This window comes from Sulfurimonas sp. SWIR-19, assembly GCF_020410885.1.
Taxonomy (GTDB): domain Bacteria; phylum Campylobacterota; class Campylobacteria; order Campylobacterales; family Sulfurimonadaceae; genus Sulfurimonas; species Sulfurimonas sediminis.
Genome location: NZ_CP084578.1, coordinates 153,886 through 180,461 on the forward strand (window position 1 = coordinate 153,886; position 26,576 = coordinate 180,461).

A 26,576-nucleotide genomic window follows, 5' to 3' on the forward strand; every position below is an offset into this window, starting at 1 on the left:
ATAATAAATTTATCAAGTCATTACATCCAAGGGAGTAGTGGTTTGATAATTGTTTTTTAGTTTTTGATAAAGTCGTTTTTGTGTTTGTCAAATACTAAAACAACTTACAGTTAAAGAGTTGAATGACAGTCATTTTTCCTTATGAGGTTTTATGCCACTATCTAAGAAAGCATACTGCGTTTAACTTGTGTAACTTACCTATAGGATGCCAGGATGGGTTTTATCTCAATCCTCTATCGTTACGAGGCTGTAAGAAAAAGTTAAACAAATGAAAGGATGCACAATGCACTATTATGTAGGTATAGATATAGCAAAGAGTTTTCATGTTGCCTGTGTGGTTAATCAAGATGATAAAGTAATAAAGAAGTCACTCAAGTTTAATAATGACGAGAATGGCTTTAGTGAATTGGTTTTACTTTTGAACTCTATTGATGAAGTTTCAACCTTTACCATTGGTATGGAAGCAACAGGAATCTTCTTTGAAAATCTCTACCTTTATTTGAGTGAAAAAGGATTTAATGTACTATTACTCAATCCTTATCAAACAAATAGATTTAGAGAGATGGACAGTATGAAAAAAGTAAAAAATGACAACATTGATGCTTTAATGATAGCAGCTCTTATCAAATCAGGTAGATACTCTAAAGCTTATGTGAGTGAAGATACTTACCAAAGTATTAAATCACTCTATAGACATAAGAATAATCTCCTTGAGGAGATAAAAAAGCATAAACGACAGATATCTACACTCTTAGCTGTAGTATTTCCTGAGATGGAACAGGTAATAAAAGACCCATTTAATGTAACGGGGCTTGCTCTACTTGAAAAGTATCCAACTGCAAAGCATTATGAGTATGCCAGTGCGCAGAGGATACTTAAAACTTTTCGAGGTATTAAAGGCAATAACTTTAATGAGCAAAAAGCACAAAAGCTTTTAGAGTTAGCCAAACACTCTGTCTATCAGGGTAATGGTGTAGATGAGAGAGCTTATGTCATAAAGTCTCATATTCGACTTATTAAACTTCTACAAGAGGAGCTTAAAGAGCTTGAAAATGAGATGCTAAAGCTTTTTCATCAAGCACCACAACTTGAGAGGGATGAGGAGCAAGAGGTCATGGATATTATTGATAACCTTCGAACCATTCCTGGTGTAAGTGATAAAACCATCTTTGCACTCATTAGTGAGTGTGGGGATTTGAGCAGGTTTAAAAACAACTCTCATCTTATTGGTTATTTGGGCCTCTATCCTACAATAGAGCAATCTGGCAATAAGCTTAGTTATGGTCCTATTGCAAAGAGAGGTGCAAAGTTAGCTAAAAAAGCGTTATATCAAGCTGCCATTGCAGCTATTAGACATAATAATGAACTTAATAAGCTCTTTAGAGACAAGGTCTCTCAAGGCAGAGCCAAAAAAGAGGCTGTAGTCATTGTTGCAAGGAAACTTGCTCATATCATTTTAGCTATTTATAAAAACAATGTTGCCTATAATCCTCAAAGGGTATTTCAGGCATCAGCATCTTGAGTTTCATTCAACTATTTAACAATAAGTTGTTATAGAACTTGATAAACACTATATAGACAATTATATAACAGTCTATACCCTCAAGGGGCACCTAGCACTTTATCATTGTCAACCAAACAGTTTTTTAGTTGTTTGATCATTGAAACACTTGAGTCAAATTCTAGATAATGACTTGTAAAAAGTGCTTCAAAAATCAAACGCTCTTAAGAGCCAAAAGGCTCTTAAAAATGTTCTTTGAAAGTTTATTGTTACGGGACTATTGTCTTTTTTATTTTTTCGCTCCGTTTAAGTTATTCTTTATAGGATTGCTTGGAATACAATAAAGAACAGTACTCAGACACATATCTTCATGTACTCGAATATACATATCGTACGATGGTTCAATTTTTTGAATGAGAAGAGGTATTTCCCATAAGTCTTCTGGTTTATGATAAAGACAGATTGCTAAATTTGGCTTATATTTTTGAATGGTTTTTGTTGCACCAATAAGTGCTTCTGTTTCTGCACCTTCTATATCCATTTTAATGAAATTCGGATTTGCATTGAGTATTACACTGTCTAAAGCGATTACAGGTACTTCTATATCTGAGTTTGAATCAAAACTAGCACTTGAATCTATCCCTGAATTTGAAAATTTTAAGATATTATTTTTAGAATAAACCCCGGCGGGGTAGATAAAAAAGTTTGTTTTCGAATGCTTTACACTTAGCACCGAGAGTCTATTCTGAAGTTTTATTAGATTTTTTGTATCTGGTTCAAATGAGAGTGCAGTATCTATTTTTATATTCTGTTGCATTAATTCTTCAATAGTGTCACCAGTATAAGCCCCACAGTCAATAAAATTAATGCTTGTAAGGTTTTTTGTTATAGGGATATCTGAAGGAAAGTATTCAGTATCTTTTGGTTTGATATAGTACTGTGTATCTAATGTTTTACGTAGCATAATAATTTTTGTTAAAATATTTTTAGATATATCATCTTTTAAAAGTGAATGTAGTTTTTGGAGTTTATCTTCATTAACCATTCTGTTTGTATCTTTAACAAGCCACAAATATCCTCTGTCTGCTATGAGTTCTAATATATTTGGGAGTTCACAAATGGCTTGTGTAAAATTAATTACATTGGTAAACCCTCTGTTTTGTAATTCTCTTTCAATTTTTTTTGAATGTTGCAAAATAGAGATATAAATTTTTGTATCCTTAGGTAGCTCTGAGAGTTTTTTTAAAGGTATACCTTGATACTGTTCGAAGTTTGAAAAATCATCAATAAATAGGGTAATATTTTTTTTCATTGCTTTAAGAAATAATTGTCCAAATGCACCTAATCCATATATTGCAACATCTTTCAAGTTAGTCTCCTAATATTTTTCGTTTGAGATGAGTCTTACTAATTTGAACAATATAGTTTCGTACATCATATCCAAATTCTTTCTCAAGCATATTCAAATATTTTAGATTAGTATTATATGTCTGAAATGCTTGATCTCTAAAAGCTACAATATCTTTCGCACTTACACTCTTTGATGGTAGGGGTTGAATATCATAAGAGTGTTGAGAATATCCTGTCCACTCTTTTGGAAGTTCCAATCCCTCTTTGAGTGCAATATTATAAAGTTCTGATCCTGGATATGCCATGGCACAATAAAAGTTTGCAAATTCACAATTGAGTTCTTTGGCCATATCTAATGTTTCTTGCATAGACTCTATTGTATCATCAGGCAGACCAAATATATAATTACCAATGACCCTAATCCCTGCATCTTGAATTTTTCTGACTATTGTTTGAATATCATTGACTCTCATCTTTTTTGAGGCACCATCACGAACTTCTGCATTTGCAGATTCAATTCCTAAGGCTAACCAGTGAAAGCCTGCTTTTTTCATTTTATTTAGAGTGTTCTCATGTACGGTATCAACTCTTGCATAAGCCCAAATATTTAACTCTAAATCTTTTTCTATAATTAAATCAACTATTTTCATGTAATGTCTTTCATCAAGTACAAACATTTCATCAATTATTTTTATATTTTTTATACCATACTGCTTACTTAGTAACTCAAGCTCTTGGACAACTAGTTCGGGAGAACGATAGCGAATACTTGACCCACCAAAAGGTGCATTAATACAACAAAATGTGCATCTATAAGGACAGCCTAAAGATGTATAAACTGCTCCATAGGGCATTCTGTTTTTTATATCATCAAAACAGTGCCAGTTATGAGCTCTATATTTACCCATAGGTAACAAGTCCCATGCTGCTATTGGTAAATATTTATCAAGATTTTTGATGAGTGGTGGTTTTGGATTATTTCTGATTGTATTGTCTTTTTTGTACCAAACTCCACTTACCTGAGATAACTCTAGAGTACCTTTTAAGTATTCAAGTAACTCCTTGAGTGGAATCTGTTCTTCACCCTCTATAATGAAGTCAGCATCCTCCTCTTGGAGTGTTCTTTGTGGGAGTGCAGAGGCATGTAGCCCTCCAAGTGCTACTGTAGCATCTGTGAGTTGCTTGAGTGCTGTTACGATTTTACCGGTAATGCTCATATTTTGTGTTGATGCGGATGGTTGATTTCCGTATACAATAACTGCACTCAAGAGAGGGTTTAGTTCCTTAACTTTTTGTGCTGTCTCTTGGGGTGTAATATTTTCTGCATTAGCATCAATAATCGCTACACTAAAGCCTTCACTACGTAAATAACTTGCATAAGAGGCAATTTGAAAAGGAGGTTCTATTGCGGTTAAATCTTTTCCAAGGTCTTGAAAAACCGCTTTTCTATCACCTGGGTTTATAAATACAATGTCTATCATCTCAAAACCTTTTGTATCTCTTTTTGAATGTTTGCAACTCCTAGATTATTTTTTTCATGAACATACTCACGGCTTCCTACTTCAAAGATATATTTTTTGTCAAATCCTAAGTTAATTACTTTTTTATCTTTAAAGTTGTAATTTATCTCAGCATCCAAGCCACCACTAGAACTAAAAGCTTCTTCAAGTGTGATGATTGTATGAGTGTTTTTGAGGAGCTCTGTGAGTTTACCTTTATTGTAGGTGTTTAAAAAATATAGGTCAATAAGCATGATATTAAACTCTTTTACAATCTCCATCGCTTTTTGAGTCATATACCCAGTAGAAATTATGGCTACATGTTTCCCCTCTTGTAAAACTCTAAAACCATCATCAAAATTCTTTATATCTTGAGATAAACTCTGCATAGGCTTTGCATCTAGTCGTATGTATTTTGGTTTTTTAATGGCTAAAGTTCTCTCCATATATGCTGCAGATAAGGAGTAGTCACTAGGAGAAAAAACTTCCATATTTGGAAGTGTCTTCATAATAGAGAGGTCTTCTAAGCAGTGGTGAGTAGGTCCACTCATAGCATAACTTACACCTGCACCAACACCTATTATATTGATATTCATCTCTCTGATATGTGAGAGTACTGCAATATTCACTCGAATTTGCTCAAAACATCGCATAGTGATAAAAGGAGCTATCGCATAGAGATAGACATTAAAACCCTCGAGTGCTAAACCTGTGCCTAGATTGATGAGGTTTTGCTCTGCTATACCGACATTGATAAACCTATCTGGAAAATCTTCACGAATTTTATCGACTATGGGTGCACCAAAATCAGCAGAGAGAAAGAAAATAGTACTATTTGTTTTCATTTTCTCATACAAAGCTGTTAAAAAGGTATCTCGCATCGCTTTAATCTGCATTTTGAATCTCCTTAATGAGAGTACCGATATCTTCAGGCTTGACTGAGAGAATATGACTTAGGGAGTGTGTCTCTAAGAAGGGAACACCTTTACCCTTAATAGTATTGACTATAACAACTTTTGGTTGTGCTTCTCTATTTGTTATAGCATCTTTTAAAACACTCTGTACCTCTTCTATATCATGACCATCCTCAACTTCATAAACTTTCCAATTAAAGGCATTCATTTTTTTACTTAGAGAGTTTAGGTTGATAATATTCTTACTATAGTCAAGCATGGAGACTTTGTTATAGTCTACAATGAGTGTGAGATTATCTAGGGAGTGCTGCGGTGCAAACATTATAGCCTCCCAGTTAGAACCCTCGTTTAACTCACCATCTCCCGTTAATACGACTACATTTTGCTCTTTATTTTGTGCTTTTAAGGCGACAGCTATACCACAACTCACACCTAAACCATGTCCTAAAGATCCATTGACTGTCTCATACCCTGGTATAATGGGATCAGGTATCCCCCCTAAAAAAGTACCATCTTTACATACATTTTTTAGTTCTTTTTTATCAAAGAAGCCTAAATCTGCAAGCAGTGGATACATAGAGATTGAACCATGCCCTTTAGATATTACAAACCTATCTCTACTTGCATCTCTTGGATTTTTAGGATTAAAATGAAGTATATCCCCATAGTACAGAGCAATAAAAATCTCTACAGGAGAGAGTGAAGATGCAACACGTGTCTCAACTGCTAGTTTGTGAATCTTGAGAGTTTCACACCGTATGAATTTTGCTTTTTCTTTGAGTTGTGTTATGTCAAGCATAATTTTCCTTGTACCACTGATATGTTTTGAGAAGTCCTTCTTCAAGTGCAAATTTTGGCTTCCATCCCAAGGCTAAAATTTTATTACTATCGAGTAGTTTTTGCATAGTTCCATCGGGTTTGCTGGTATCCCACTTGATATCTCCTTTGTATCCTATAAGCTGAGAGATACTCTGTGCTAACTCTTTTATGGAGTAATCCTCTCCAGTTCCAAGGTTATAATGAGAGTTTTCTAGTTTATCGCTATTTTGCATGAGAAAAATACTTGCATCCGCTACATCTTCACTAAAAATGAATTCTCTCCTAGGTTTACCACTGCCCCAGAGTGTAAGAGTATCAGCATTTACTTCTTTGGCGGTGTCTATTTTTTGTATTAGAGCAGAAAAAACATGAGAATTTTTTAAATCAAAATTATCATTTGGACCATAAATCGAGTTTGGAATCACACAGATAAATCTGTTTGTGTTATATTGAGTATTGTAAGACTTACAGCCTATAATACCAGCAATTTTTGCAGCGGCATAACCCATACTTGTCTCTTCTATAGCCCCTGTGAGCCAATACTCCTCTTTCATAGGTTGCTTACAGATTTTTGGGTAAGTACAAGAAGAGCCATAAAAGATTACATTCTTCACTTCATGCTTATTGGCAGCTTCAAAAATATTATCTTGAATGAGTAAGTTTTCGTGTAAATACGATGCTGGTTCAGTTCTGTTTCCAATAATACCACCAACTTTTCCTGCACATAAGAAAACATACTCTATTGTCTGCTCTTTAAAAAAAGTATGAATTGCACTTTTGTCTGTAAGTTCTAACTCTTTATGAGTTTTAGTAATGATGTTTTTATATCCACTCTCTTGCAATCTTTTATAAAGAGCACTCCCTAGAAGTCCTGTATGTCCAGCTATGTATATAAGAGAGTTTCTATTAAACATTACTAAATTTAGAGTTATTTATAATCGTATAGCCTTTTATGAGTTCTTTTATTCCCATTTCAAGACTGAATTTTGGTTTAAATCCTGTTGCCTCTATTTTATCATTTGAAACGATGTAGTTTCTCTGATCTGGATCTTTACCGATTTCGGCTTCCATGATAGTAAACTTTGGAACTTGTTGTTTTATAATCTCACATAATTCAAGCTTAGAAAGATTTGCATCAGAGAGGCCTACATTATAAGCTTCCCCTTTCATACTCTCAAAATTATCTATTCCATGAATAAAGGCATTGGCAACATCGCGAATATGAATATAGTTGCGTTTGAAGTGCCCTTCAAAAATAACTATAAAACCATCATTAACCGCTCTATATGTAAAGTCATTTACTAATAAGTCGAGACGCATACGAGAGCTCATTCCAAAAACAGTTGCTAGTCTAAAACTCATAGAGTTTTCACGCTCAAGTATGATTTTTTCTGCTTCAACCTTTGTAACACCATAGGTTGATATTGGATTTAAAGGAGTCTCTTCTGTACAATATATCCCATCTTGTCCAACACCATAGCCACTATTTGTGATGGGCATTAAAACTCTTTGCGAAGGTGAGAGAACATCTGAAAGTGTTTGTACAGCATCTCTATTTGTACTGATGGTTCCTATCATATCACGATTACAAAGAGGTGCCCCAACTAGTGCTGCAAGAGGAATAACTACATCCATGTTTTTAGTCATTGATTGCAGAAGTTTTTTATCTCTAGCATCACCTTTAACAACATTAAAATTATCAAGATGACACACTTCCGCTAAAGAGTTTTGCCCAAACATAAATGTGTCTAAAACTGTCACTTTATGCCCTCTAGCTAATAACTCTGGAACCATCACCGAGCCTAAATATCCTGCACCGCCTGTAATTAGTATGTTTAAACTCATTTATAAATCCTTTAGTGTTGTGTAGAGTAAATCAATCTCTTGAGTCATATCTTTTGGAGCATTTCCAACGAAAAAGCCATTATTATGTGCATAACTTGCATTTGTAGATTTTGTAACTTCATAATCAAAGTATTTGATGACATCATGCTCTAAGAAATTACCACCGGTAATGATTCTATAACCAATTTTAGCTTTTTTTAGTGCTCTAAAGACATCTTCTCTCTTTAAATGACTTTTTGGATTTATAATCATAGTAAAACTAAACCAAGAACTCTCACCAATCTCTTTTTGGATGATAAACCTTTTATCATTTACAAATTTCTTTTGAAAATATTGAGCATTTTTTCTTCGCTGTTCTAGCATAGCGGGGAGTTTTTTAATTTGTTGCAGTCCCAATGCACCTTGAAGCTCACCGGGTCGAACATTATAACCGGGCAGTATAAACCTATAAGCTTCAAAAAAATCATCATCTTTTTTCTCATAGATAGGGCTGTTTTCATCTTGATCTCGTGTCCATCCGTGATTACGAAGAGATTTACATAGAGAGTATATCTCAAAATCATCCGTTAGAATGAGTCCTCCTTCCATTGTGGAGATATGATGGGAAAAAAATGTTGAAAATGTATTGACAATTCCACTTGTTCCTGTATATTTTCCATTATATTTGGCACCCATAGATTCACAGTTGTCATCAAATAGCATAATATTGTTTTCTTCGCAAATAGTTTCAATAGCATCATAATAGTTTGGATTACCAAGAACAGATACCGTTAAGATAAGCTTTGTTTTTTCACTAGCTGCTTTTTTAAGTTCAGTGATATCGTAGTTTAAAGTGTCAACTTCAATATCAACAAATTTTAATTTTAGCCCATACTGCTGTAGAGGGTAAAAAGTAGTTGCCCATGATATGCAAGGGACTATTACTTCATCGCCTCGTTTAAGTGGTGCATTTTTTTTATGAAAAAGAGCCGCAATAGCTACTAAGTTTGCTGAACTTCCAGAGTTTACCATTACCGCATATTTTTTACCAAAAAATGCAGCAAACTCTTGTTCAAATGCTTTAACATTTTTACCCATACTAAATATATCACTCTCTATGACATCGTACATTGCTTGCTTTTCTTCTCTACCAAAGGTTGAGTATGCTAATTCATAATTCATTTTTATTCCTATCTTCATCTTCATAAATAACTATCTTAGAACCCTCAAAATCAAATTTAAAAGGAATATGAAGATAGCCTTCAAGTGCTTGAATCACACTATTTTGATGCTCCTTTTCTACATAAAAGACCATGAACCCACCACCTCCTGCACCTAGGAGTTTTCCTCCAATCGCACCTGCATTTAAAGCTTTTGTGTATAAGCTGTCTAGTTCTACATTTGTTATTTTGCTTGAGAGCGTTTTTTTGAGTTCCCAAGTTTGGTTAAGAAGTCTACCAAAATCTTGTAAATCTCGACTATTATCTGTAAGTATTGTATGTGCTTCATCCACAAGTTCTTTCATTTTGTTGAGATTGTCGATATTGATGTTAGTTTTCTCTCTTTGCTCTTTAACTATTTCTGACGCAGTACGAGAAAGCCCACTAAAAAAGAGCATAATATTATCTTGAAACATTTTCATTCTATGAGGTTTCATAATTATAGGAGAAACACTTATCTCACCATTTTGTAAAAAATCTATGGTATTTAGACCCCCATGTGCTGCAAAAGTTTGATCTTGGGAACCAACATTCTCTTTAATAAGATTTTGTTCTATATAAATAGCTTCTTTTGTGAGTGCAGTTTTAGAAATAATTTCACCATTAAGGGCATGAAGGGCTTGAACCAATCCTACTGTAAAGGCTGAACTCGACCCCATACCACTTCGTGCTGGTATATCGCCATCATGATTAATAGAAATTCCATGTTTAATATCAAAATATTGTAATGTTTCTCTGACAGAAGGGTGTTTAATATCTTTAAAGTTATTTACATTCTCTTGCTGAGAATAAACTATGCGATGCTTATGAGTAAAAAATGGTGGTAATTTGCGTATATTAAGGTAAGAGTATTTATCTATGGTTACCCCTAAGGTTTTCCCACCATGCTCTAAATAATATTCTGGATAATCAGTACCACCGCCGAAAAATGAGATACGATGTGGTGTTCTTGAAAGTATCAAAAAAGTTCCTTAAAATCTGTTTGTGCTTTAATATAATCTTTTGGTATCCCAATATCGACAAAATAACTGTTTGCTGTATAGGCTTTAATATTTTTTTGTTCATTTAAAAAATCTTCAAAAGAAAAAATATTTTGTGTGTGTTGTTCAAATATTTTTGGACTTATAGAGTAAACACCAGTATTAATAAAACCTTTTTTTGTAAACACTTTTTCTTCAAAAGAGAGTACCCTATTATGGTGAACAATTACACTCCCATAACGTTCAAAATTTTGCATAGGCTTTATAGCTATAGTAATGAGTGAGTTTGTAGAAAAGTCAAAAAAAGCATCAATTTTTAAATTAAAAAATGTATCTCCATTTAGAATAAGTATATTCTCATCTGTAGGTAATAGTTTAAGAGCTTTCTTTATCGCTCCTCCTGTGCCAAGAGGTGTTGTTTCACTTGAGTAGGTAATTTTTATATTCTTATATTTGTTTTTAAAGTATTCTTTTATGATTTTTTGTTTATAACCAACACTTAAAACAACTTCATCAATTTCAAATGATGAAAGTTTTGTAAAAATATATTCTAAAAATGGTTTTTTTCCTATTTTTGCCATTGGTTTTGGTACATCTTTTACTAAACTTTGTAAGCGAGTACCAAAGCCCCCTGCTAAAATGATTACTTTCATAAGTAATATTCCTTATATAATACTTGATTGATAAAGTCTATAGGCTGCTGTTGTTCTAAGTTTTTCGATTGTTTCATTTGTAAAAAAAGCTTTATTATTGTAGGAAAAAAATAAATATTTTTTATAATTAAAGCAGAAAGTGACAATATAGATAGAATTTTTTTTTGTTGCAATATTCTAAAAATAGACCAATAAAGCGTATAAATATTTTCACTATAGAAGTACTTGTTATCGATTAAAAGCATTCTGTCGCTCAATGAGATATTTTGCAAGTTGATAAAGATATCAAGAAGGCTTCCCTCCATTTGTTTGTTCGTTGAGAGGCATGGTGTAGATAATGCAATAAGAGATGATGCAAAGATGCTTTGTTTCCTAATTTTAATATTAATATGTAAATCTGATGCGAAAATAAATGGGATTTCAAGTAAAGAGTAAAAATCTGCTATATTTTGCAAGGGTGGAATAATAATAATATCACTTATTAGGGCATAATATCTATCAATATATTCAAATGAATTATGCGAATCTTTAAAGATACAAGAGACTTTACACTGGTATATTTTTTTGATTTTAGCGAGCCTATTGAGTTTTAAAGAAGCATCACCTTGATCAAATAAGATACATATATGGTTTATTGTATACTTTTGGATATTCTTTTCAATATATTTATAAAGATATTCATCATTATGATATTTGAGTATATCTGTATAATTTAATGTAGTAAAATTTTTAGATCCTTTTTTCAGTATGTCTTCAATGAAAGCGTCTTTTGAATGATATAAAAATAGTGTATTAAAAATCATTTATTTATCCTTTTGTATCTTTTGTAGGCATAAATAGATTGCATTTTAAGATGGTAATATATTGTTTTAAAATCAAATAGTTTATAGTTGGAAAATATTTTTATTTCTTGAATTAAAAATGAAAACTTCCCTTTAAATAGGAAGTTGAAAAAGAACAAGAAATGATAAGATGTGTAATTCTTTAAAAAATTTTTATCAATATAAAGTTTTTCTACCCTATTGGAGTTATAGTGAAGCTGTGGAATAATTTTTTTAAAACGATCTTTTGCATCAAATTTAAGTGCTTGATTGTGCAATACTTTTGTTATATTTAAGCTTTCTTGTGGATGTGACAAATAATATTGTATTTTTTTTAATAAATCTTCTTTTGAGTTAAAACAAATACGGTCATCATCAAAGAGAGCCCTTGTTCCAATACCATCTTGACTCAAACAAAATGAATTGGTTAAGTATATCTCTATAAGTCTACCTTTTGCTTGTTGTATTCTTGCATTAATATGGGTACCTATAGTGAAGTTAGTATTAGTATTAAAATCAAATGTGTCACTATAGGCACTATCTGTAAAATTGAGATTTATTTTACTTGAATTTATGATTTTAATCATTTTCTTATGGTTTACAAAACCATTGTCTGAACCGACACCATAAGTTTGAATATTAATACCGTTTTTTTTGAGGTAATTTATATATTCATGTCTATTGGTTTTATTTACGTTGCCAATAAAAGAGACATCAATTGTTTTTTCAAGATTTAAATCTGTAAACATAGTTTTGTTATATAGGCTGTAAAGTGTGATTGCTTTAAGATTATAATTTTTATAAATGACATTATTTGGTATAACGGTAAATGGTAAAATATAATCAGCAATTTGATTGTAATATCTGTCTCTAGATTCGAAAAAAGTTTCTGGGTCTTGTGTGGTTTGAATTATACAAAGTTTGTATTTTAATTTTAAATTGTAAAGAAATTGAAGATCAATTGTAAAATCTTCGGCCCCGAAGCTTATGAAAAAAAATTTGATTTGATTTTTTTTAATTATTTTTTCTAAAGTGGCTTCAAAATCATTTTTCCCATTTTCAAAATATAAATCATAATAATCTAAACTTATAAGATTGGGGAGATTTTCATGAAGTCCATAGCGATAGGCATCAAAGATAGTATATGTATCTGGACGTGAGTTTTTATTTTTGTGACTGAAGCGTGAGATAAAAAGTGTATTACTGTTTTTCATTAGAGTATTCTACTATAATTGGGTTTATAAGGCTATTTATATTGTTTAAAATATTTATATCTTTTGTTGGAAGCTTGATAAATATAATGGCAATTTGTGTATGAAAATAATCTTTAATAGAGGTGTTTTCTTTTAAAAGTTCAAATTTATTAATAATGTGTTGCTGTAAAATTTTGTCAATAACAAGTCCTGTGTATAATCCATTTTTTGAAGGCATAACTACATGTCTAATTATAAAATTTTGTTCTTTTTCAGGGTAGAGTACTCCTTCTAAGGGAATACCAGTATATGACTTGATTACAATTTGTGAATATTTGATATTATCGCATAGTTCTATGAGTTTTGGATAAAAATCACCTGCTATTCTTCTTGTTACATCTATAATATATGGAATGTTATTTTTGATAATAACTTGTAAATGAAACATTCCATCAACTAAATGTAGTTTTGTTGCTATAGTTCCTATATTGTTAAGTAATCTCTCTCTGATGGTTTTTTCTAAAGAAATAGGATAAGCTGTAGTTATAAGGTAACTATTAAGGTAGCTTTCATCTGCTCCAAAAAAAGAGTAAGAGATTTTTTGGTTTTGCAGTATTACTGAACAGGCGATAAGCCTCCCCTCTATAAACTCTTCTAAAAAAATTTCATCTGAATATGCACTTGATTCTTTTAATGCGCTCGTGAGTTCAACTTTATTTTTTACAATTTGAACCCCTCTCCCTCCTGAGAGTTTTGTAGGTTTAACAACTATTGGAAAGGATAGAGAGATGTTGTTTAGATTATCTTTATAATATATGCCTTTTGGTGTAGATATATTATGATGAAGACAAAATTCTTTAAATTTCCATTTGTTATGTACAAGTTGTGCTACTTCTAAGGTGTCAAAGTTACCTATGTTAAGTTTGTGAGCAAGCGTAACGGTGCTTAGATAACTTTCTTCACCACATCCTGGAATCAAGTAACTTACTTTTTCTTTGTGGTAAATTGCTTCAACTGCTTCAAGGTCATTAAAATCAATTTTATAATATTTGTTTGAGTAATTATGTCCAAGATAATCGTCCCTGTTTCCAAGAGTAATGACAAAGTAGTCTAATGCTTGAGCTGCTTGAATAAGTGGAATATCTCTATGGCTTCCACCAAGTATTAAGAGTTTTTGCATAAGCTCAGTACCTTTGAGTATATTTTTTGACTTGCATCTGTTGAAATAGCTGTATTTATAAGGATGCGAGTAGTAAAAAGTTTTTGGACATTTTCTGCCATCTTTTTTACCCAATCTCTTTCTGTTATATCGACAAAAGCAGCTGCAAGTTTATGTGAAATAAGTTGTTTGACACCAATAGATTGATTTTTTGTTATAGCAATAATGAGACTTGATGTATTGAGATAAGCTAATTCATATACACTCATACTTGCCGTGGTAATAGCAAGTGTACTTTGTGCCATCTGTTTTATCAGTTCTTTATCTGTTGGCTTGTACAGTATTGTTATATTGTCATACTTCTTGAGAGCTGTAACTGTCGCTCTATCGTTACAAACAACAACAGTATCAAGTTTCAAATATTTTAGACCATGAACTATCTGATATGTGAGACCTTGTGTGTCGGCACCACCCAGCATAATGAAAATTTGTTTCTTTTTCTGTACTTTTGCTGTTAAAACCTCTTCACGTAATACTAAATAGGGTAAGCCTAAAAGGTATACATGTTCTTTTTTTTCTTTTTGAAAAAAAAGATTTTTTGCATCAGGTGCAAAGTTGATGATGATGCCATGGGGATACTCTAATCTTGCATAGTCATCTAAATAAACAGGAACCTTACAGTTTTTGGCAATCTCGTTATATATTTTAAGGGGAGCTATATAGCTATCTATAAAGATGACATCATACTGCTCTTGAAGTTGAAAATTTCTAAAAGAGAAATAGCATAAGTTTTCAAAAGCATAATCATAATTGACATCACTATCGAGATAAAATGATGCATTAAAGCCTAAAGAGAGAGCTTTTTTGTAGAGTGTATATGTTCTCACCAGGTGTCCCATTCCTCTTTTGGAACCAGCTTCTGTAAAAAAAGCAATTTTTAAGGCGGGCATCAATTATAATCCACCTATATCATCCCAAGACAGCAAAGAACCTCTTGGAATAAAGTGCATAGATTTTCTACCGATTATTTTTTTAATTTCTTTAGACTCTATTCCTCCACCGGGACGGATGCTTCTAAAGTTCTTATTTTCTTCAAAAACTTCACCCTCATTGATATCTTTAATTGCTATCAATGAGCGTTGTGACTTGTTGGGTATTATGGGAAAAGAGATCTCACCTAAAGCATCTTGAACCATCTGGGTGCCCTCTACTATCGCTTTGAGTTCATTTGGTGTAGCTGAGAAAAAACTGTCTACAGTTTTTTGTTTTCTGTCAAGTATAAAATGTTTTTCTATGATATCACATCCTAATGCAACAGAAGCGATAGGAATGGCAGTTCCCAAGGTATGATCAGAGAGACCTACAGGGCATTTGAAAAGTTCTTTTAAAAAAGGAATGCTTTTGAGGTTTATATCTTTTGGATCAGCAGGGTATTCGCTGGTGCATTTTAAAATAGCAAATTCACTTTTCTCCTTTGTTAAAACGGCTACGGCATCATTGATTTGTGAAATGGTTGCATTCCCTGTTGAAAGGATAACCGGCTTGTTAGTTTGTGCAATTCTTCTTACAAGAGGTAAGTCAACTATCTCGGGAGAAGCAATTTTATATGCTGGCATATTGAGTGTTTCCAAAAATTCTACAGCTTCAAAATCAAAGGGAGAAGAAAAAAGAGTTATGCCAATCTCTTTCGCCAGTTTTTGAAGTTCACTTGTCCATTTCCAAGGCATAGCAGCTTCTTTATATAAGTCATAAAGATAAACTCCTTCCCAAGCACCTTTGGCTTCAAAAGCACTTGTTTTACAATCAAGTGTAATACTGTCAGCACTGTATGTTTGAATTTTAACCGCATCTGCACCTGCTTTTTTTGCAGCTATAACAATTTTTTTTGCAATTTCTATGTTATTTCCATGGTTAGCAGACATTTCAGCTATTATATAGGGTTTACAACCGTCACCAATGACCCGGCCATCAATTTGAAAGGTTTTATTAAATTTCATTTTGAACAACTACTTTTGAGGGTTTTCTTTTCTTGTGCTGCAGTCTTACTAAAATAGGATGTTTGGTGTAAAACTCGATAGAGTATTTCAGCTTGTTCCCAATCTTCAAGAGTATCTATATCTTGTACTAAGTATCGAGGAATAACAACAGGAATGCTCTCACTTCCAAATGCTATATCTTTTGCTTGTGTTCCTACTTTTTCCCAGTAGAATTGTCCTGCATCTTGGTAGGCCTCTTCTAAATCCTGACTCCTTGTGGAAAAATGCTCAGGAGTAAACATTTTGCATCGTCCTTCCTTGGTAATCTTAAAAGTTCTCTGTATCGGGAAAGGCATACTTGTTACACTAAACGCCATGCGAGCATTAGAATTTTTTAGTTTTTCAAGTCCATCAACTAGGTATTTTTCTTGTAAAAGTGGTGCAGTTGCATAAATAGTACAACAATAATGATAATTTTCCCCATTTTCTTTTAATTTATGGAGCGTATAACTTACGGCCTCTCCACTTGAAGAAAAATCATCACTCAGTTTTTCAGGTCGCATAAAAGGAACTTCTGCGCCATACTCCTGTGCAATTCTTGCAATCTCCTCATCCTCTGTAGAAACAATTACTTTGTCAAATAATTTACTTTTAAGTGCTGCTTCTATGGAGTAGGCAATTAATGGTTTTCCTAAAAAATCTTTGATATTTTTTTTTGGTATCCGTTTGCTTCCCCCTCGTGCAGGGATAATGGCTATGGCATGATTTTTCATTAAAAACTACATCCTCTGTGTGTATATTTGTGAATTATATCCAAAAAAGTGTCTGCTACATATTTTGCATCTTCCATGCTCATTGTCTGATTGCACGGCAAAGAGATTTCAGAGCGGTAAAAATCATTTGTAACAGGGAGTGCAAACTTTCCGAATTTTTCTTCGTAAAAAGAGTTTTGGTAGATTGGTTTGTAATGCACTTGTACACCTAAACCTTTTTGTTGCAATTGGGCAAAAATTTCTTCTTTGCAACAATGGAGTTCCGGATTTAAGATAATTGGGTAGAGATGTCTTGATGTTATGGTATTTGACTCAATCCTTTGAGTGAAAAAAAGTTTTTCATTTTTAAAGCGTTCATTGAAGTAGTTGGCAATATTATTACGAATTGTTATAAATCTATCAAGTTTTTTTAGTTGAGAAATTCCAAGTGCAGCAGCAACTTCGGTAAGACGATAGTTATAGCCCATGCTGACCATATCAGAGTTCCAAAGTTTTTTCTTGATAATTCCATGTGAGCGAAAAAGTTTTAATTTATTTGCGTAATTTTCATCATTTGTGAGTACAGCGCCGCCTTCACTTGTTGTGATGGGCTTAATGGCATGAAAGCTGAAAATAGTCATATCTGAAAACGAACCTATTTTTTTTGAGTCAATACTTGAACCCAGTGCATGTGCAGCATCTTCAATGACGAGGAGATTATGCTTTTTTGCAATTTCATGGATTTTTATAAGACTTACAGGTTTTCCGGCAAAGTGAATGGGAACTATTGCTTTTGTTTTTGAAGTTATGAGCTTTTCAATACCATTTTCATCAATATTTCCATCAAGTTTAACATCACACCAGACGGGTTTTGCACCAACATCGACAAACATATTTGAAGTGGAAACAAAACTGATGGCAGAAGTGATAATTTCATCATCTTTTGTAATATCACAGGCGTGATACGCTCCTGAAAGTGCAGAAGTAGCAGAATTAAAAGCAACAGCGTATTCGCTACCCGTATACCTGCATAGTGCTTCCTCAAACTCTGCCACCTTTGGACCTTGGGCTAAAAGCTGACCGTGTAGCACCTCCGTAACCGCTGCTATGTCATCCGCTTCGATGAGTTGGGTTGAATAACTCAGCATTAGTTTTCTTCTTGTTCTGATTGTTTAAGTTTTTCCATAAGATCTTGATGCGAAAGCCATAATGTATTGTCTTTTGAGTTGTAATTAAAGCCCTGTTCAACAATATGACCTTTTTCACCTAATCGGTTACATGTATAATCAATAGGTGATGAAAAAGTAATACTTGGCTGAATAATAAAGTGGTCATTAAACTCCAAAGTTAAATGACTGTCATCAACAGGGCACATGATTTCATGCAGTTTTTCACCGGGACGAATACCTATGATGTCTTGAGGTAGATCCGGGGCTAATGCAGAAGCGAGTTCCGTCATCTTCATAGAAGGGATTTTAGGAATGAAAATTTCTCCTCCCTGCATTCTTTGAAAATTTTTTAAAACAAAATTTACACCTTCTTGGAGCGTAATCCAAAATCTTGTCATATTAGGTTCAGTGATAGGAAGAGATGTTGTTCCCTCTTTGATTAGTTTTTTAAAAAAAGGTATAACTGAGCCACGTGAGCCTAAAACATTTCCATATCGGACAACTGAAAATTTAATATCATGATTGCCTCGTACATTATTGGCTGCAACAAAAAGTTTATCAGACAGAAGTTTTGAAGCACCATACAGATTCGCAGGAGATGCTGCTTTATCTGTTGAAAGGGCAATCGTATAAGGTACTTCATTATTGATGCAGGCATCAATAACATTTTGGGCACCCATAACATTTGTTTTGATACACTCCATAGGATTGTATTCGGCAATAGGAACATGTTTGAGTGCAGCAGCATGCACAACAAAGTCAACTCCGTTCATGGCTTTTTCTAAACGAGGTAAGTCCCTTACATCACCTATGAAATAGCGCATGCAACTTGCATTAAACGTTTGTGCCATTTCAAATTGTTTGAGTTCGTCTCGTGAATAGATAATTATTTTCTTTGGTTGATAACGCTTGAGGATTGTACGGACAAACTGCTTGCCAAAACTGCCAGTACCTCCTGTGATGAATATCACTTTACCATTAAACATTTATTTATATCCTACATTTTATATTTACATATACAAGCAATTATAATACCATTTACAACTGAATATCAGCAATCACAAGTAATCTAATTATTGCTGTTTAATTGTGCTGAAATAATCTGCTGCAGTGATGAAAATTGAGAATTGAGTCTACTGATTATTCCGTCGTATGCAGTAAATCTTTTGGTCATAATTTCATATCTTGTATCAAGAGAAGCCTGGGCTTTTTCTTTTGCATCGGCTAAATTTTTGGCATCTTTTGTCAGTCCACTGTCAAAGTTTGAGAGAAGCCCGCCATATCCGGTATATTGTTTTACTTTATCATCGAGATTTGTAAAAAAACCTGTTACGGTATTGCCGTTGCTGTCTGTTCCTCCTGCAAAAAAAGTTTTAACACTTGCGGAATCAGTTTGCAGTTTTGACTCCAAAACACTACTGTCAAAACTCATTACTCCGTATCTGTCTATATCAATTCCGTAGTCCATAAGAGACCCGGAACTAAAACGGCTTGTTACAGTACTTGCGATATCTCTTTTTAGTCCGTTAACAAAGCTGTCTCCCTGGAAGATTCCCCGTTTTCCCTGTTCTTTGTCAAAAATGGTCATATCATTAAGGTTGGTCATTAAGGTATTATAGTTGTCAACAAACATCTGCATTTCATCAACGATTTTTTGGGTGTCCTGATTGATACTGACATTGGAAATATCACCTTCTGTTTTGAGTGTAATAGTTACACCTAAAATTAAGTCACTTATTTCATTGGTTGAACGTGTTGTTGTGATTCCGTTGAATTTAAAAACAGCATCTGTACCGTTTTGTATTTTCTGGTAGCCGTCTGTTACGGTCGTGTCAAAAAGAGCCGCATCAAGGGAACCTGTTCCGTTAGTTCCGTCATCTGTATCTGTTATAGTGATTGCTTGATTTGCGCCAGTTAGCTTGGAGGAGAGTACAAGACTGAATGCTCCGGAACTTGTCTCTAAAATGGAGGCATCTATCTGAGTTCCTGCTATATCTGTTATGGATTGTGTCAGGCTTTCAAGTGTTGTTGTCGTATCATAATTTATGTTATAGGTCGTGCCGTTGATATCAAGATTCAAAACACCGGCTGCAGAAGCGATGGGCGTAGTTTTACTGTTTAGTGCACCGAGTTTTGTTATATCTTTTTTGGCTAAGGTTACTGTCTCAAGAGTAAAAGAGTCAACATTGGCTCCGGCATCAACCGTAACTTCGGCAGCCCCGCTTACATCAACTGTTTTATTGTCAAAAAGAGTATCGTTGCTAAGGGCAAAAGTACTTCCCTTGAAACTGTTCATATATGAAGAGAGGAGATCATATGATTGCTGTTTTTGATTGTTTGTTTCAATTTTTCTGTCAATAGGGTCAATTATTTTTGCCGTGTCGGATGCTTTGAGCTGGTCGATAACATCTGCTGTTAAAACACCTGAACCTATTCCGAGTGAAGTGATGTTGCCTGCCATGATAAAATCCTTCTTTTATGTATTATACGCTAAATCGTCAAAATGGACAAAAACTTTAGAAAAATTTCGTATATTTTTTTTGCTAAATTTTGGTTCAAGTAATTCAAAATCTTGTCGATATACATTGAATGAATAATGAAAAAAACAAAAAGGAATCTGCGATGTACAGTAATGCAGCTTATAATATTTACAATCAAAACAATGTCAATATAGAATCACCGGAAAAATTAATAGAAATGATGTATGAGGGTGTTTTACGTTTTAATGCACAGGCAAAAAAAGCTATTTTAGATGAAGATAATGTGAAAAAAGTATATTGGGTCAACCGTGCCATTTCAGTAATTGTAGAACTTATTGCAGTGTTGGATAAATCGCAGGGGGATGTTGCTGTATACCTGGACGGACTTTATAATTATCAGGTTCAATTATTAAGTTATGCAAATATTGAAAACAATACAGAAAAAATTGACGAGGTAAGTAATGTCTTTAAAGGTTTGCTTGCAGGATGGAGAGAAACAACTGATGTGGCACACTAAACTGCAGATTGCCATTATAGAAAAAAATGCACAACGCATTGATCTGCTTGTATCACAGATGCCAAAGTTTGAAACAGTAGAAGAGATGCAAGTAGCAGCTGCTCTTATCAAAGAAGCATTAAAACTTTTGCAGCAGCTTAAAGATGAAACAGGAGAGACTTTAAAAAAGTTACGCCAGCATCAAGATTTTTTAGGTGCAACTGCTCCAATGACAAATAATAAGTTTGACATTACCTCTTAGTCTTTTTAGCAATTCCAAAATGTAAACTTCTGAGAGTATATTCGGTGACCACGGCACCTTTTCGCATGGTGAGTATATGCTCTATGGCATCGGCAATATCCGCAGCAACCAGCTTTTCATCTTCTTTTGGACTGACATCAAAACGCAGCTCATCATAAAAGTTACTTTGTGTCATATCGGGATTTATGTTTGTTATACTGAGTCTGCTTTTTCTGGTTTCTTCAAAAAGGGCATCGCCAAAAGCCTTGAGCCCTGCTTTTGTGGCTGAGTAAACGGCTGCGAATTTACTAGCCCGTAAGGCTTCTATGGAGTTGATGTTGATGAGGTAGCCTTCATTTTCTTTGAGAGAACGCAAGAGGGCATTTGTGAGTAACATCGGGGCAGTAAGATTGAGAAAGCTCATTGTGGTAATGGTGTTTACATGTAACTCTTCATGGGGCTCAAACCTGCCGAATCCCGCACAGTTTACAAGTATAAATATATTTTCTTTTTTGAGTCTTTGGCATAGTTTTATTGTCTCTTTTTCTTCTGCAAGGTTACATGTAAGCGCTTGAAAATGGGCATGGTTAAAATCATTATCCTGTATATTTCTGCTAACGCCTATAACTTCATAACCCAGTGTTAGCAGTCTGTTTGTTATTGCTTTTCCTATGCCGCTGCTTGCACCTGTTACTACTGCTCTTTTCATGATTTATCCTCACAATTTTGATATACTACATCTATGAAAAATATTTACATAACCGACCTTGACCACACATTTTTACGAAGTGATTTGTCTGTGAGTGATTATACTAAAAAAATATGGAACTCGTATGCCTCTGATGCAGTTTTATCTGTTGCAACGGCAAGAACCTACAAAAAAACGGCACAGTTTTTAGCAGGTATAGATGTCAATGCACCGATGATACTGCTCGACGGTGCACTCATCGCAACAATGGACAAGAAAATAATTGACACAAAGTTTGTCACTCAAGAAGCAGGCGACACAATTATAGAAGAGGGTGCAAAACTTGGTATTTATCCTTTTGTACTTTCTTTGGTTGAGGGTGAACTTAACGAAGCATTTTCTTACTCTACAAGGCTCAACCGTTATCAGAGTGAAATAATAAAACGCTATGCCAAGGATGACCACACACAGGCATTTGAAGATTTACGAGCCATGCAGAACAATTTTAAAATCGTTTATATGGCGGATGAAGCACTTTTAAGGGAGTTGGAAAAAAATCTCAGAGCTGTTTTTGGGGAAGAACTGAAGTATATTTTGGCGCCCGAAGCCTATATGGGATGCTATTTTTTGACACTTTTGCATAAAGATGCCGACAAATCCCACGGTATACAAAGTGTCAGTGAAGCCGTCGGCTTTGATTTAAAAAAACTAACGGTCTTTGGAGACAATTTTAATGACATAGGGATGTTTGAACTTGCAAATACTTCTGTAGCCGTTGCAAATGCCCAAAAAGAGGTAAAAGAGTGTGCGGATATAGTGTTAAAACATACAAACGATGAAGACGGAGTGGCCAAATATCTGGCGGAGATAGACAATGCATAAACATGCAACTCTTTTGGCGATGAGTATCATCGGTATTTTGTTTTTTATCTTTGGTTTTGTGACCTGGCTCAACGGCTCGCTGATTCCCTATCTGAAAGTTATTTGTCATTTAAATGAGTTTGAAGCGCTCTTTGTGACCTTTGCCTTTTATATCGCCTACACTGTAATGGCACTGCCAATGGCTGTAATTTTGGAAAAAACAGGCTACAAAAAAGGAATGGCACTGGGGCTTTTGGTGATGAGTCTGGGTGCTTTGCTTTTTATTCCCGCAGCACTGAGCGGTGAATTTTTGGTTTTTCTGGCAGCACTTTTTACACTTGGAACAGGACTTACAATACTACAAACGGCATCAAATCCTTATATTGTTTTGGTAGGGCCGATAGAGTCGGCGGCAATGCGTATCAGTATAATGGGACTCATTAACAAAAGTGCAGGTGTTTTGGCTCCGCTGCTTTTTACCGCATTTATACTGGCAGACATCGGTTTTGGTATAGATTTGGAAAGTATAAATACACAAGAGCTGGCACATAAACTCATTACACCCTATATGGCAATGGCAGGGATACTTTTTTTACTGAGTTGTTTTGTCTGGTTCTCTTCATTGCCTGATGTGGAGTTTGAAGATGATCCGTATGACAGGGCAAATATTTTTGCTTTTCCCCGGGTTGTACTGGGGGCTTTGGCACTCTTTTTTTATGTCGGCATAGAAGTTATAGCCGGTGATACGATTGGGCTTTACGGGCAAAGTCTGGGTATGCCCAATGCAACTGCCTTAACTGCATACACTATGGGATTTATGGTTGTCGGCTATCTTGCAGGTGCCTTTTTTATACCAAAATATCTGTCGCAGGAAAAAGCGCTTGTTTTTTCTGCCTTGTTTGGCATTGTTTTTTTGTTTGGCGTGGCCTTTAGCTCTACGACTGAGTCACACATTATAAGGGGTCTTCCTGACAGCGTGGCTTTTGTAGCAATGCTCGGTCTGGCAAATGCCCTTGTCTGGCCGACAATCTGGCCTTTGGCACTAAAAAATTTGGGGAAACACACAGCCAAAGGAAGTGCATTGCTCATTATGGCAATAGCCGGCGGAGCAGTTGTGCCACTTGTTTTTGGAAAAGTGGCACAACTGACAGAGGATATGCAGATGTCTTATCTCATAGGCATTGTTTGTTATGCAATGATTTTGATGTATGGTGTAAAATGGCATAAAATGACAGCCTGGAGGAAATCATGGCAAAAGTAATAATATTTAGCGGTGCCGGAGTGAGTGCTGAGAGTGGCATTTCAACATTTCGCGACAGTGGCGGACTCTGGGAAAACTATAAAATCGAAGAGATTTGTTATGCCGGTTGTCTGGATTGGAATTATGAGGCTACGATTGCATTTTACGACAAACGCAGAGAAGAGATAAAAGATAAAAAACCAAATAAAGCACACAGCCAAATCAGCAGATTAAAAGAAAAGTATCCCAAGGACATAGCAGTAATCACGCAGAATGTAGACGATATGTTTGAGAGGGCAGGGTGCAAAGAGGTCCTGCATCTGCATGGATTTTTGCCTGAAATCAGGTGTGAAAGCTGTGGTTTTATAGATAATATAGGCTATAAGAAATTAAATGAAGCATATAAAAACTGTCCGCAATGTTCAAATAAACTGCGCCCGAATATTGTCTTTTTTGCAGAACAGGCTCCAAAATATCAGGATCTTTATAAAGAACTGCAAGATTGTGAAATGTTGGTAGTGATAGGAACAAGCGGAAATGTTATCAATACAGATGCCTTTTTGCAGGGAAATATCAGATATTCCATACTCAACAATTTAGAAAAAAGCAGTGCAATAAATGATACACTTTATTCAAAAGTGCTGTATAAAAAAGCGACGCTGGCAATTGATGAAATTGTAAAGGATGTAGAAGAGTTTTTAAAACCCTAGGTTTAAACCTAAGGTCAATTTAACTGTTTTTGTTGGCTGTAGAGCTCTTTTTCGCGTTGCATTAAAATATTTGCCAAAAATGTATATGCTTCAATCCATGCCTGTTTGTACTCATCTGTAAAATCTTCACCTAAAACATCGCCCATAGCCGTGATTAAAGCATCAGCAACCATAGGATAGTGCTCAGGTTTTACTTTTGTCAGTACATGTGTAGTTGCCATTTTCTCAACGGCTGCTGATAATGCACCAAGATTGTCAATGTTTGCGGCAAAAGCTGCAATGGCACCTGCGAGTTTCTTATGCTGATCACCTTGCGCATTTGCAAACAAAGGTTTTGTTTCAGGATATTTGTCAAAAAGTATTTCATACATACGTGTCGTAATTTTTTCGGCATTTTTTCCAACTAACGGGATTGTTTTTTTAACAGCTGTTACTGTCTCTTGAGATAAGCTCATAGGATATTCCTTAATTTAATTTATGCGGAATTATATATATACCACCTTAAAGTAGTATATTGTTATTTAACTAAAAAGCAATCTGTTATTATTTATAAGTTACAATTAAATAATTTATAATTTGAGGTATTTATGCACTTTTCAAAAACAACTGAATATGCTATTCGGACTTTATCCTACCTACATCGTTACCCAAATAAGGCACATTCAGTCTCTTTTTTACATAAAGAGTTAGAGCTTCCTTATAAATATCTGACAAAACTTATGACAGAACTTGAAAAGCAAGGTTTGGTACATGCTTCAAAAGGTCGCTACGGCGGTTTCAGTCTAGCCATCGATGCTCAGGAAATATTCTTATGTGATATTCTTGAGGCAATAGGTGAGCCGTTGGAATATGATCGGTGTATTTTAGGTTTTGAAATGTGTGATGCATCGAATCCGTGTGCACTGCATTCACAATGGGTTGAGCCTAAGACAAATATTGAGAATATGTTACAAACAACCTCTTTAGCTTCTCTCGCCAATGACAAAACAACAAAAATATGATCTAAATTCAGTCTAAGTCTTTGGCGTGAAAAGTTGCATAATACCCCGAAAAATCAAGACAACTTTTACAGATATTTAATAGTATTGACTTTAAATAGTATTGACTTTAAAGAAAATACTTTTGAATGACCTTTTTTTATTTGAGTATAATAATCTCTTCTTGCGCATCATACTGATAATCAAGAATTTTACCGCTTATTATCAGGGTAATAGCTTCTTCAATAACATTAAGAGGAGCAATAAACCATTCACGAGGTTTATGAACATATCTTTTTTCATCAACTATATCAATATCTAAACAGCTATTACTGAAAAACTTATGGATTAATTGCTCTAATTTATGAGGATTAACATTGTAAACTTCAAAAGAGGCTACTACTTTAACATCAGCCATAAGGTAAGTCGGGTCATTTACTGCATTTTTGATTCTAGTTTCTACAGCTGTTGTGGAAAAACCAATCTTATATAGATTCCTTTTAGTAGTAATTCTATCATCCTCGCTCAACGATTTTAGTATATAAATATATCCATTCTGAGTATCTTCTTTAGTAATCTGATTTAAGTCATCCATGATTTTATCTTCATGTTCACTTACAAAATAACCATCTTCATATAGACCTTTTCCAAGTGAACGAAGTAGCATATTTGAATATGTACCATTTTCAAAAATAGTAGTTGTACGGGCATCGAGTTTATGATGTTTATCTTTCTTTGGCTTCTGAATATTTTCTAAATATACTAATACTCCTTTTAAAACAAAAAAAGAACCTTCTTGAAAAAATCTCTCATTAAATTTAACAAGTTTTCTTTTTCCATCTTTTAAATCTTTTTGACATTGTATGAATAATTTTTCATATTCTTCAAAGTTTTTAAGTTTAGTTCTTCTTGCAACAAAATCAGTCTCAGTTCTACTTTTTTCTATCTTTGGAACATTTACTAAAGTATGAATATTCTCTTCTTTTTTAGTATCCAAAAGACCAAAAGTATCACTATTTAAAATATCATCAATAGAGTTTATATCTGCCATAA

General features: G+C 34.2%; 28 protein-coding genes. 7 read left to right on the top strand and 21 right to left on the bottom strand.

Annotated features, from left to right (window positions below):
• Positions 1-283 precede the first annotated feature (283 nt).
• Positions 284-1,522 carry an IS110 family RNA-guided transposase gene (locus tag LCX93_RS00745; RefSeq protein WP_226067173.1) on the top strand — a complete coding sequence of 413 codons (1,239 nt, stop codon included), beginning with the start codon at positions 284-286 and terminating at the stop codon, positions 1,520-1,522.
• 268 nt (positions 1,523-1,790) lie between these two features.
• On the opposite strand, the gene LCX93_RS00750 is transcribed toward LCX93_RS00745, so the two are convergent.
• The 18 genes from LCX93_RS00750 to fliD all read right to left on the bottom strand — a co-directional run bounded on the left by LCX93_RS00750 (position 1,791) and on the right by fliD (position 20,291).
• A complete protein-coding gene (locus LCX93_RS00750) occupies positions 1,791-2,870 on the bottom strand; it encodes an FkbM family methyltransferase (protein ID WP_226067178.1) in 1,080 nt (359 codons plus the stop codon).
• Position 2,871: 1 nt separating this feature from the next.
• The gene (locus tag LCX93_RS00755; RefSeq protein WP_226067188.1) at positions 2,872-4,332 is read right to left on the bottom strand and encodes a B12-binding domain-containing radical SAM protein; all 1,461 of its coding nucleotides are present in this window, start codon (positions 4,330-4,332) and stop codon (positions 2,872-2,874) included.
• Positions 4,329-5,246: a transketolase family protein gene (locus LCX93_RS00760; protein WP_226067190.1), complete on the bottom strand. Its 918-nt coding sequence runs from the start codon at positions 5,244-5,246 to the stop codon at positions 4,329-4,331. The genes LCX93_RS00755 and LCX93_RS00760 overlap by 4 nt, the downstream gene beginning before the upstream one ends.
• Positions 5,236-6,063 (bottom strand): transketolase, encoded by an 828-nt coding sequence (locus LCX93_RS00765; protein WP_226067191.1) that lies wholly within the window; start codon positions 6,061-6,063, stop codon positions 5,236-5,238. The genes LCX93_RS00760 and LCX93_RS00765 overlap by 11 nt, the downstream gene beginning before the upstream one ends.
• On the bottom strand, positions 6,056-6,997 hold the full coding sequence (locus LCX93_RS00770) for a GDP-L-fucose synthase family protein (RefSeq protein WP_226067199.1): 942 nt from the start codon (positions 6,995-6,997) through the stop codon (positions 6,056-6,058). Before LCX93_RS00770 ends, LCX93_RS00765 begins: the two co-directional genes overlap by 8 nt.
• The gene (locus tag LCX93_RS00775) at positions 6,990-7,928 is read right to left on the bottom strand and encodes an NAD-dependent epimerase/dehydratase family protein (RefSeq protein WP_226067201.1); all 939 of its coding nucleotides are present in this window, start codon (positions 7,926-7,928) and stop codon (positions 6,990-6,992) included. Before LCX93_RS00775 ends, LCX93_RS00770 begins: the two co-directional genes overlap by 8 nt.
• Complete coding sequence (locus LCX93_RS00780) at positions 7,929-9,089, bottom strand: DegT/DnrJ/EryC1/StrS family aminotransferase (RefSeq protein ID WP_226067203.1); 1,161 nt, start codon at positions 9,087-9,089, stop codon at positions 7,929-7,931.
• Positions 9,079-10,089: a GHMP family kinase ATP-binding protein gene (locus LCX93_RS00785; protein ID WP_226067205.1), complete on the bottom strand. Its 1,011-nt coding sequence runs from the start codon at positions 10,087-10,089 to the stop codon at positions 9,079-9,081. The genes LCX93_RS00780 and LCX93_RS00785 overlap by 11 nt, the downstream gene beginning before the upstream one ends.
• On the bottom strand, positions 10,086-10,760 hold the full coding sequence (locus tag LCX93_RS00790) for a nucleotidyltransferase family protein (RefSeq protein WP_226067207.1): 675 nt from the start codon (positions 10,758-10,760) through the stop codon (positions 10,086-10,088). Before LCX93_RS00790 ends, LCX93_RS00785 begins: the two co-directional genes overlap by 4 nt.
• Positions 10,757-11,563: a hypothetical protein gene (locus LCX93_RS00795; protein WP_226067209.1), complete on the bottom strand. Its 807-nt coding sequence runs from the start codon at positions 11,561-11,563 to the stop codon at positions 10,757-10,759. Before LCX93_RS00795 ends, LCX93_RS00790 begins: the two co-directional genes overlap by 4 nt.
• On the bottom strand, positions 11,560-12,795 hold the full coding sequence (locus tag LCX93_RS00800; RefSeq protein WP_226067211.1) for a glycosyltransferase family protein: 1,236 nt from the start codon (positions 12,793-12,795) through the stop codon (positions 11,560-11,562). Before LCX93_RS00800 ends, LCX93_RS00795 begins: the two co-directional genes overlap by 4 nt.
• Complete coding sequence (locus LCX93_RS00805; RefSeq protein WP_226067213.1) at positions 12,782-13,954, bottom strand: ATP-grasp domain-containing protein; 1,173 nt, start codon at positions 13,952-13,954, stop codon at positions 12,782-12,784. Before LCX93_RS00805 ends, LCX93_RS00800 begins: the two co-directional genes overlap by 14 nt.
• Positions 13,939-14,883: a hypothetical protein gene (locus tag LCX93_RS00810; RefSeq protein WP_226067221.1), complete on the bottom strand. Its 945-nt coding sequence runs from the start codon at positions 14,881-14,883 to the stop codon at positions 13,939-13,941. The genes LCX93_RS00805 and LCX93_RS00810 overlap by 16 nt, the downstream gene beginning before the upstream one ends.
• A 3-nt stretch (positions 14,884-14,886) precedes the next feature.
• Positions 14,887-15,930, bottom strand: a complete 1,044-nt coding sequence (pseI, locus tag LCX93_RS00815) for a pseudaminic acid synthase (protein ID WP_226067223.1) — start codon at positions 15,928-15,930, stop codon at positions 14,887-14,889.
• Positions 15,927-16,682 (bottom strand): pseudaminic acid cytidylyltransferase, encoded by a 756-nt coding sequence (pseF, locus tag LCX93_RS00820; RefSeq protein ID WP_226067225.1) that lies wholly within the window; start codon positions 16,680-16,682, stop codon positions 15,927-15,929. Before pseF ends, pseI begins: the two co-directional genes overlap by 4 nt.
• Positions 16,682-17,809, bottom strand: coding sequence for a UDP-4-amino-4,6-dideoxy-N-acetyl-beta-L-altrosamine transaminase (pseC, locus tag LCX93_RS00825; protein WP_226067227.1), 1,128 nt, complete (start codon positions 17,807-17,809; stop codon positions 16,682-16,684). The genes pseF and pseC overlap by 1 nt, the downstream gene beginning before the upstream one ends.
• Entirely contained in the window at positions 17,809-18,816 is a 1,008-nt protein-coding gene (gene pseB / locus LCX93_RS00830; RefSeq protein ID WP_226067229.1) for a UDP-N-acetylglucosamine 4,6-dehydratase (inverting), read from the bottom strand. The genes pseC and pseB overlap by 1 nt, the downstream gene beginning before the upstream one ends.
• 83 nt (positions 18,817-18,899) lie before the next feature.
• Positions 18,900-20,291: a flagellar filament capping protein FliD gene (fliD, locus tag LCX93_RS00835; RefSeq protein ID WP_226067231.1), complete on the bottom strand. Its 1,392-nt coding sequence runs from the start codon at positions 20,289-20,291 to the stop codon at positions 18,900-18,902.
• Positions 20,292-20,452: 161 nt separating this feature from the next.
• On the opposite strand from fliD, the gene fliS reads away from it, so the two are divergent.
• A complete protein-coding gene (gene fliS / locus LCX93_RS00840; RefSeq protein WP_226067233.1) occupies positions 20,453-20,827 on the top strand; it encodes a flagellar export chaperone FliS in 375 nt (124 codons plus the stop codon).
• Positions 20,814-21,068, top strand: a complete 255-nt coding sequence (locus tag LCX93_RS00845) for a hypothetical protein (protein ID WP_226067235.1) — start codon at positions 20,814-20,816, stop codon at positions 21,066-21,068. Before fliS ends, LCX93_RS00845 begins: the two co-directional genes overlap by 14 nt.
• Here LCX93_RS00845 and LCX93_RS00850 read toward each other — a convergent pair.
• A complete protein-coding gene (locus LCX93_RS00850) occupies positions 21,058-21,756 on the bottom strand; it encodes an SDR family NAD(P)-dependent oxidoreductase (protein WP_226067237.1) in 699 nt (232 codons plus the stop codon). The two genes, LCX93_RS00845 and LCX93_RS00850, sit on opposite strands and share 11 nt — an antisense overlap.
• Positions 21,757-21,789: 33 nt before the next feature.
• On the opposite strand from LCX93_RS00850, the gene LCX93_RS00855 reads away from it, so the two are divergent.
• The 3 genes from LCX93_RS00855 to LCX93_RS00865 are packed head-to-tail and all read left to right on the top strand — an operon-like array spanning position 21,790 to position 24,546.
• The gene (locus LCX93_RS00855) at positions 21,790-22,617 is read left to right on the top strand and encodes an HAD-IIB family hydrolase (RefSeq protein ID WP_226067246.1); all 828 of its coding nucleotides are present in this window, start codon (positions 21,790-21,792) and stop codon (positions 22,615-22,617) included.
• Positions 22,610-23,857 (top strand): sugar MFS transporter, encoded by a 1,248-nt coding sequence (locus tag LCX93_RS00860; protein WP_226067248.1) that lies wholly within the window; start codon positions 22,610-22,612, stop codon positions 23,855-23,857. Before LCX93_RS00855 ends, LCX93_RS00860 begins: the two co-directional genes overlap by 8 nt.
• Positions 23,845-24,546 carry an SIR2 family NAD-dependent protein deacylase gene (locus tag LCX93_RS00865; protein ID WP_226067250.1) on the top strand — a complete coding sequence of 234 codons (702 nt, stop codon included), beginning with the start codon at positions 23,845-23,847 and terminating at the stop codon, positions 24,544-24,546. Before LCX93_RS00860 ends, LCX93_RS00865 begins: the two co-directional genes overlap by 13 nt.
• A gap of 14 nt (positions 24,547-24,560) precedes the next feature.
• On the opposite strand, the gene LCX93_RS00870 is transcribed toward LCX93_RS00865, so the two are convergent.
• Positions 24,561-25,001, bottom strand: a complete 441-nt coding sequence (locus LCX93_RS00870) for a globin domain-containing protein (RefSeq protein ID WP_226067252.1) — start codon at positions 24,999-25,001, stop codon at positions 24,561-24,563.
• Positions 25,002-25,133: 132 nt separating this feature from the next.
• Here LCX93_RS00870 and LCX93_RS00875 point away from each other — a divergent pair, with 132 nt between their 5' ends.
• A complete protein-coding gene (locus tag LCX93_RS00875; protein WP_226067253.1) occupies positions 25,134-25,547 on the top strand; it encodes an RrF2 family transcriptional regulator in 414 nt (137 codons plus the stop codon).
• Positions 25,548-25,683: 136 nt separating this feature from the next.
• Here the strand turns inward: LCX93_RS00875 and LCX93_RS00880 are convergent, their stop codons facing one another.
• Positions 25,684-26,574 carry a GIY-YIG nuclease family protein gene (locus tag LCX93_RS00880; protein ID WP_226067254.1) on the bottom strand — a complete coding sequence of 297 codons (891 nt, stop codon included), beginning with the start codon at positions 26,572-26,574 and terminating at the stop codon, positions 25,684-25,686.
• Positions 26,575-26,576 lie beyond the last annotated feature (2 nt).

Excerpts from the sequence above, each read along its gene's own strand:
- LCX93_RS00755 (WP_226067188.1), bottom strand. The coding sequence starts at position 4,332 with ATGATAGACATTGTATTTATAAACCCAGGTGATAGAAAAGCGGTTTTT.
- LCX93_RS00810 (WP_226067221.1), bottom strand. The coding sequence starts at position 14,883 with ATGCCCGCCTTAAAAATTGCTTTTTTTACAGAAGCTGGTTCCAAAAGA.
- LCX93_RS00760 (WP_226067190.1), bottom strand. The coding sequence starts at position 5,246 with ATGCAGATTAAAGCGATGCGAGATACCTTTTTAACAGCTTTGTATGAG.
- pseB (WP_226067229.1), bottom strand. The coding sequence starts at position 18,816 with ATGTTTAATGGTAAAGTGATATTCATCACAGGAGGTACTGGCAGTTTT.
- pseC (WP_226067227.1), bottom strand. The coding sequence starts at position 17,809 with ATGCTGAGTTATTCAACCCAACTCATCGAAGCGGATGACATAGCAGCG.
- LCX93_RS00850 (WP_226067237.1), bottom strand. The coding sequence starts at position 21,756 with ATGAAAAGAGCAGTAGTAACAGGTGCAAGCAGCGGCATAGGAAAAGCA.
- LCX93_RS00845 (WP_226067235.1), top strand. The coding sequence starts at position 20,814 with ATGTGGCACACTAAACTGCAGATTGCCATTATAGAAAAAAATGCACAA.
- LCX93_RS00770 (WP_226067199.1), bottom strand. The coding sequence starts at position 6,997 with ATGTTTAATAGAAACTCTCTTATATACATAGCTGGACATACAGGACTT.
- LCX93_RS00875 (WP_226067253.1), top strand. The coding sequence starts at position 25,134 with ATGCACTTTTCAAAAACAACTGAATATGCTATTCGGACTTTATCCTAC.
- LCX93_RS00765 (WP_226067191.1), bottom strand. The coding sequence starts at position 6,063 with ATGCTTGACATAACACAACTCAAAGAAAAAGCAAAATTCATACGGTGT.
- LCX93_RS00855 (WP_226067246.1), top strand. The coding sequence starts at position 21,790 with ATGAAAAATATTTACATAACCGACCTTGACCACACATTTTTACGAAGT.
- LCX93_RS00870 (WP_226067252.1), bottom strand. The coding sequence starts at position 25,001 with ATGAGCTTATCTCAAGAGACAGTAACAGCTGTTAAAAAAACAATCCCG.
- LCX93_RS00880 (WP_226067254.1), bottom strand. The coding sequence starts at position 26,574 with ATGGCAGATATAAACTCTATTGATGATATTTTAAATAGTGATACTTTT.
- LCX93_RS00865 (WP_226067250.1), top strand. The coding sequence starts at position 23,845 with ATGGCAAAAGTAATAATATTTAGCGGTGCCGGAGTGAGTGCTGAGAGT.
- LCX93_RS00745 (WP_226067173.1), top strand. The coding sequence starts at position 284 with ATGCACTATTATGTAGGTATAGATATAGCAAAGAGTTTTCATGTTGCC.
- LCX93_RS00790 (WP_226067207.1), bottom strand. The coding sequence starts at position 10,760 with ATGAAAGTAATCATTTTAGCAGGGGGCTTTGGTACTCGCTTACAAAGT.
- fliD (WP_226067231.1), bottom strand. The coding sequence starts at position 20,291 with ATGGCAGGCAACATCACTTCACTCGGAATAGGTTCAGGTGTTTTAACA.
- LCX93_RS00780 (WP_226067203.1), bottom strand. The coding sequence starts at position 9,089 with ATGAATTATGAATTAGCATACTCAACCTTTGGTAGAGAAGAAAAGCAA.
- LCX93_RS00800 (WP_226067211.1), bottom strand. The coding sequence starts at position 12,795 with ATGAAAAACAGTAATACACTTTTTATCTCACGCTTCAGTCACAAAAAT.
- fliS (WP_226067233.1), top strand. The coding sequence starts at position 20,453 with ATGTACAGTAATGCAGCTTATAATATTTACAATCAAAACAATGTCAAT.
- pseI (WP_226067223.1), bottom strand. The coding sequence starts at position 15,930 with ATGAAATTTAATAAAACCTTTCAAATTGATGGCCGGGTCATTGGTGAC.
- LCX93_RS00775 (WP_226067201.1), bottom strand. The coding sequence starts at position 7,928 with ATGAGTTTAAACATACTAATTACAGGCGGTGCAGGATATTTAGGCTCG.
- LCX93_RS00860 (WP_226067248.1), top strand. The coding sequence starts at position 22,610 with ATGCATAAACATGCAACTCTTTTGGCGATGAGTATCATCGGTATTTTG.
- LCX93_RS00805 (WP_226067213.1), bottom strand. The coding sequence starts at position 13,954 with ATGCAAAAACTCTTAATACTTGGTGGAAGCCATAGAGATATTCCACTT.
- pseF (WP_226067225.1), bottom strand. The coding sequence starts at position 16,682 with ATGAAAAATCATGCCATAGCCATTATCCCTGCACGAGGGGGAAGCAAA.
- LCX93_RS00795 (WP_226067209.1), bottom strand. The coding sequence starts at position 11,563 with ATGATTTTTAATACACTATTTTTATATCATTCAAAAGACGCTTTCATT.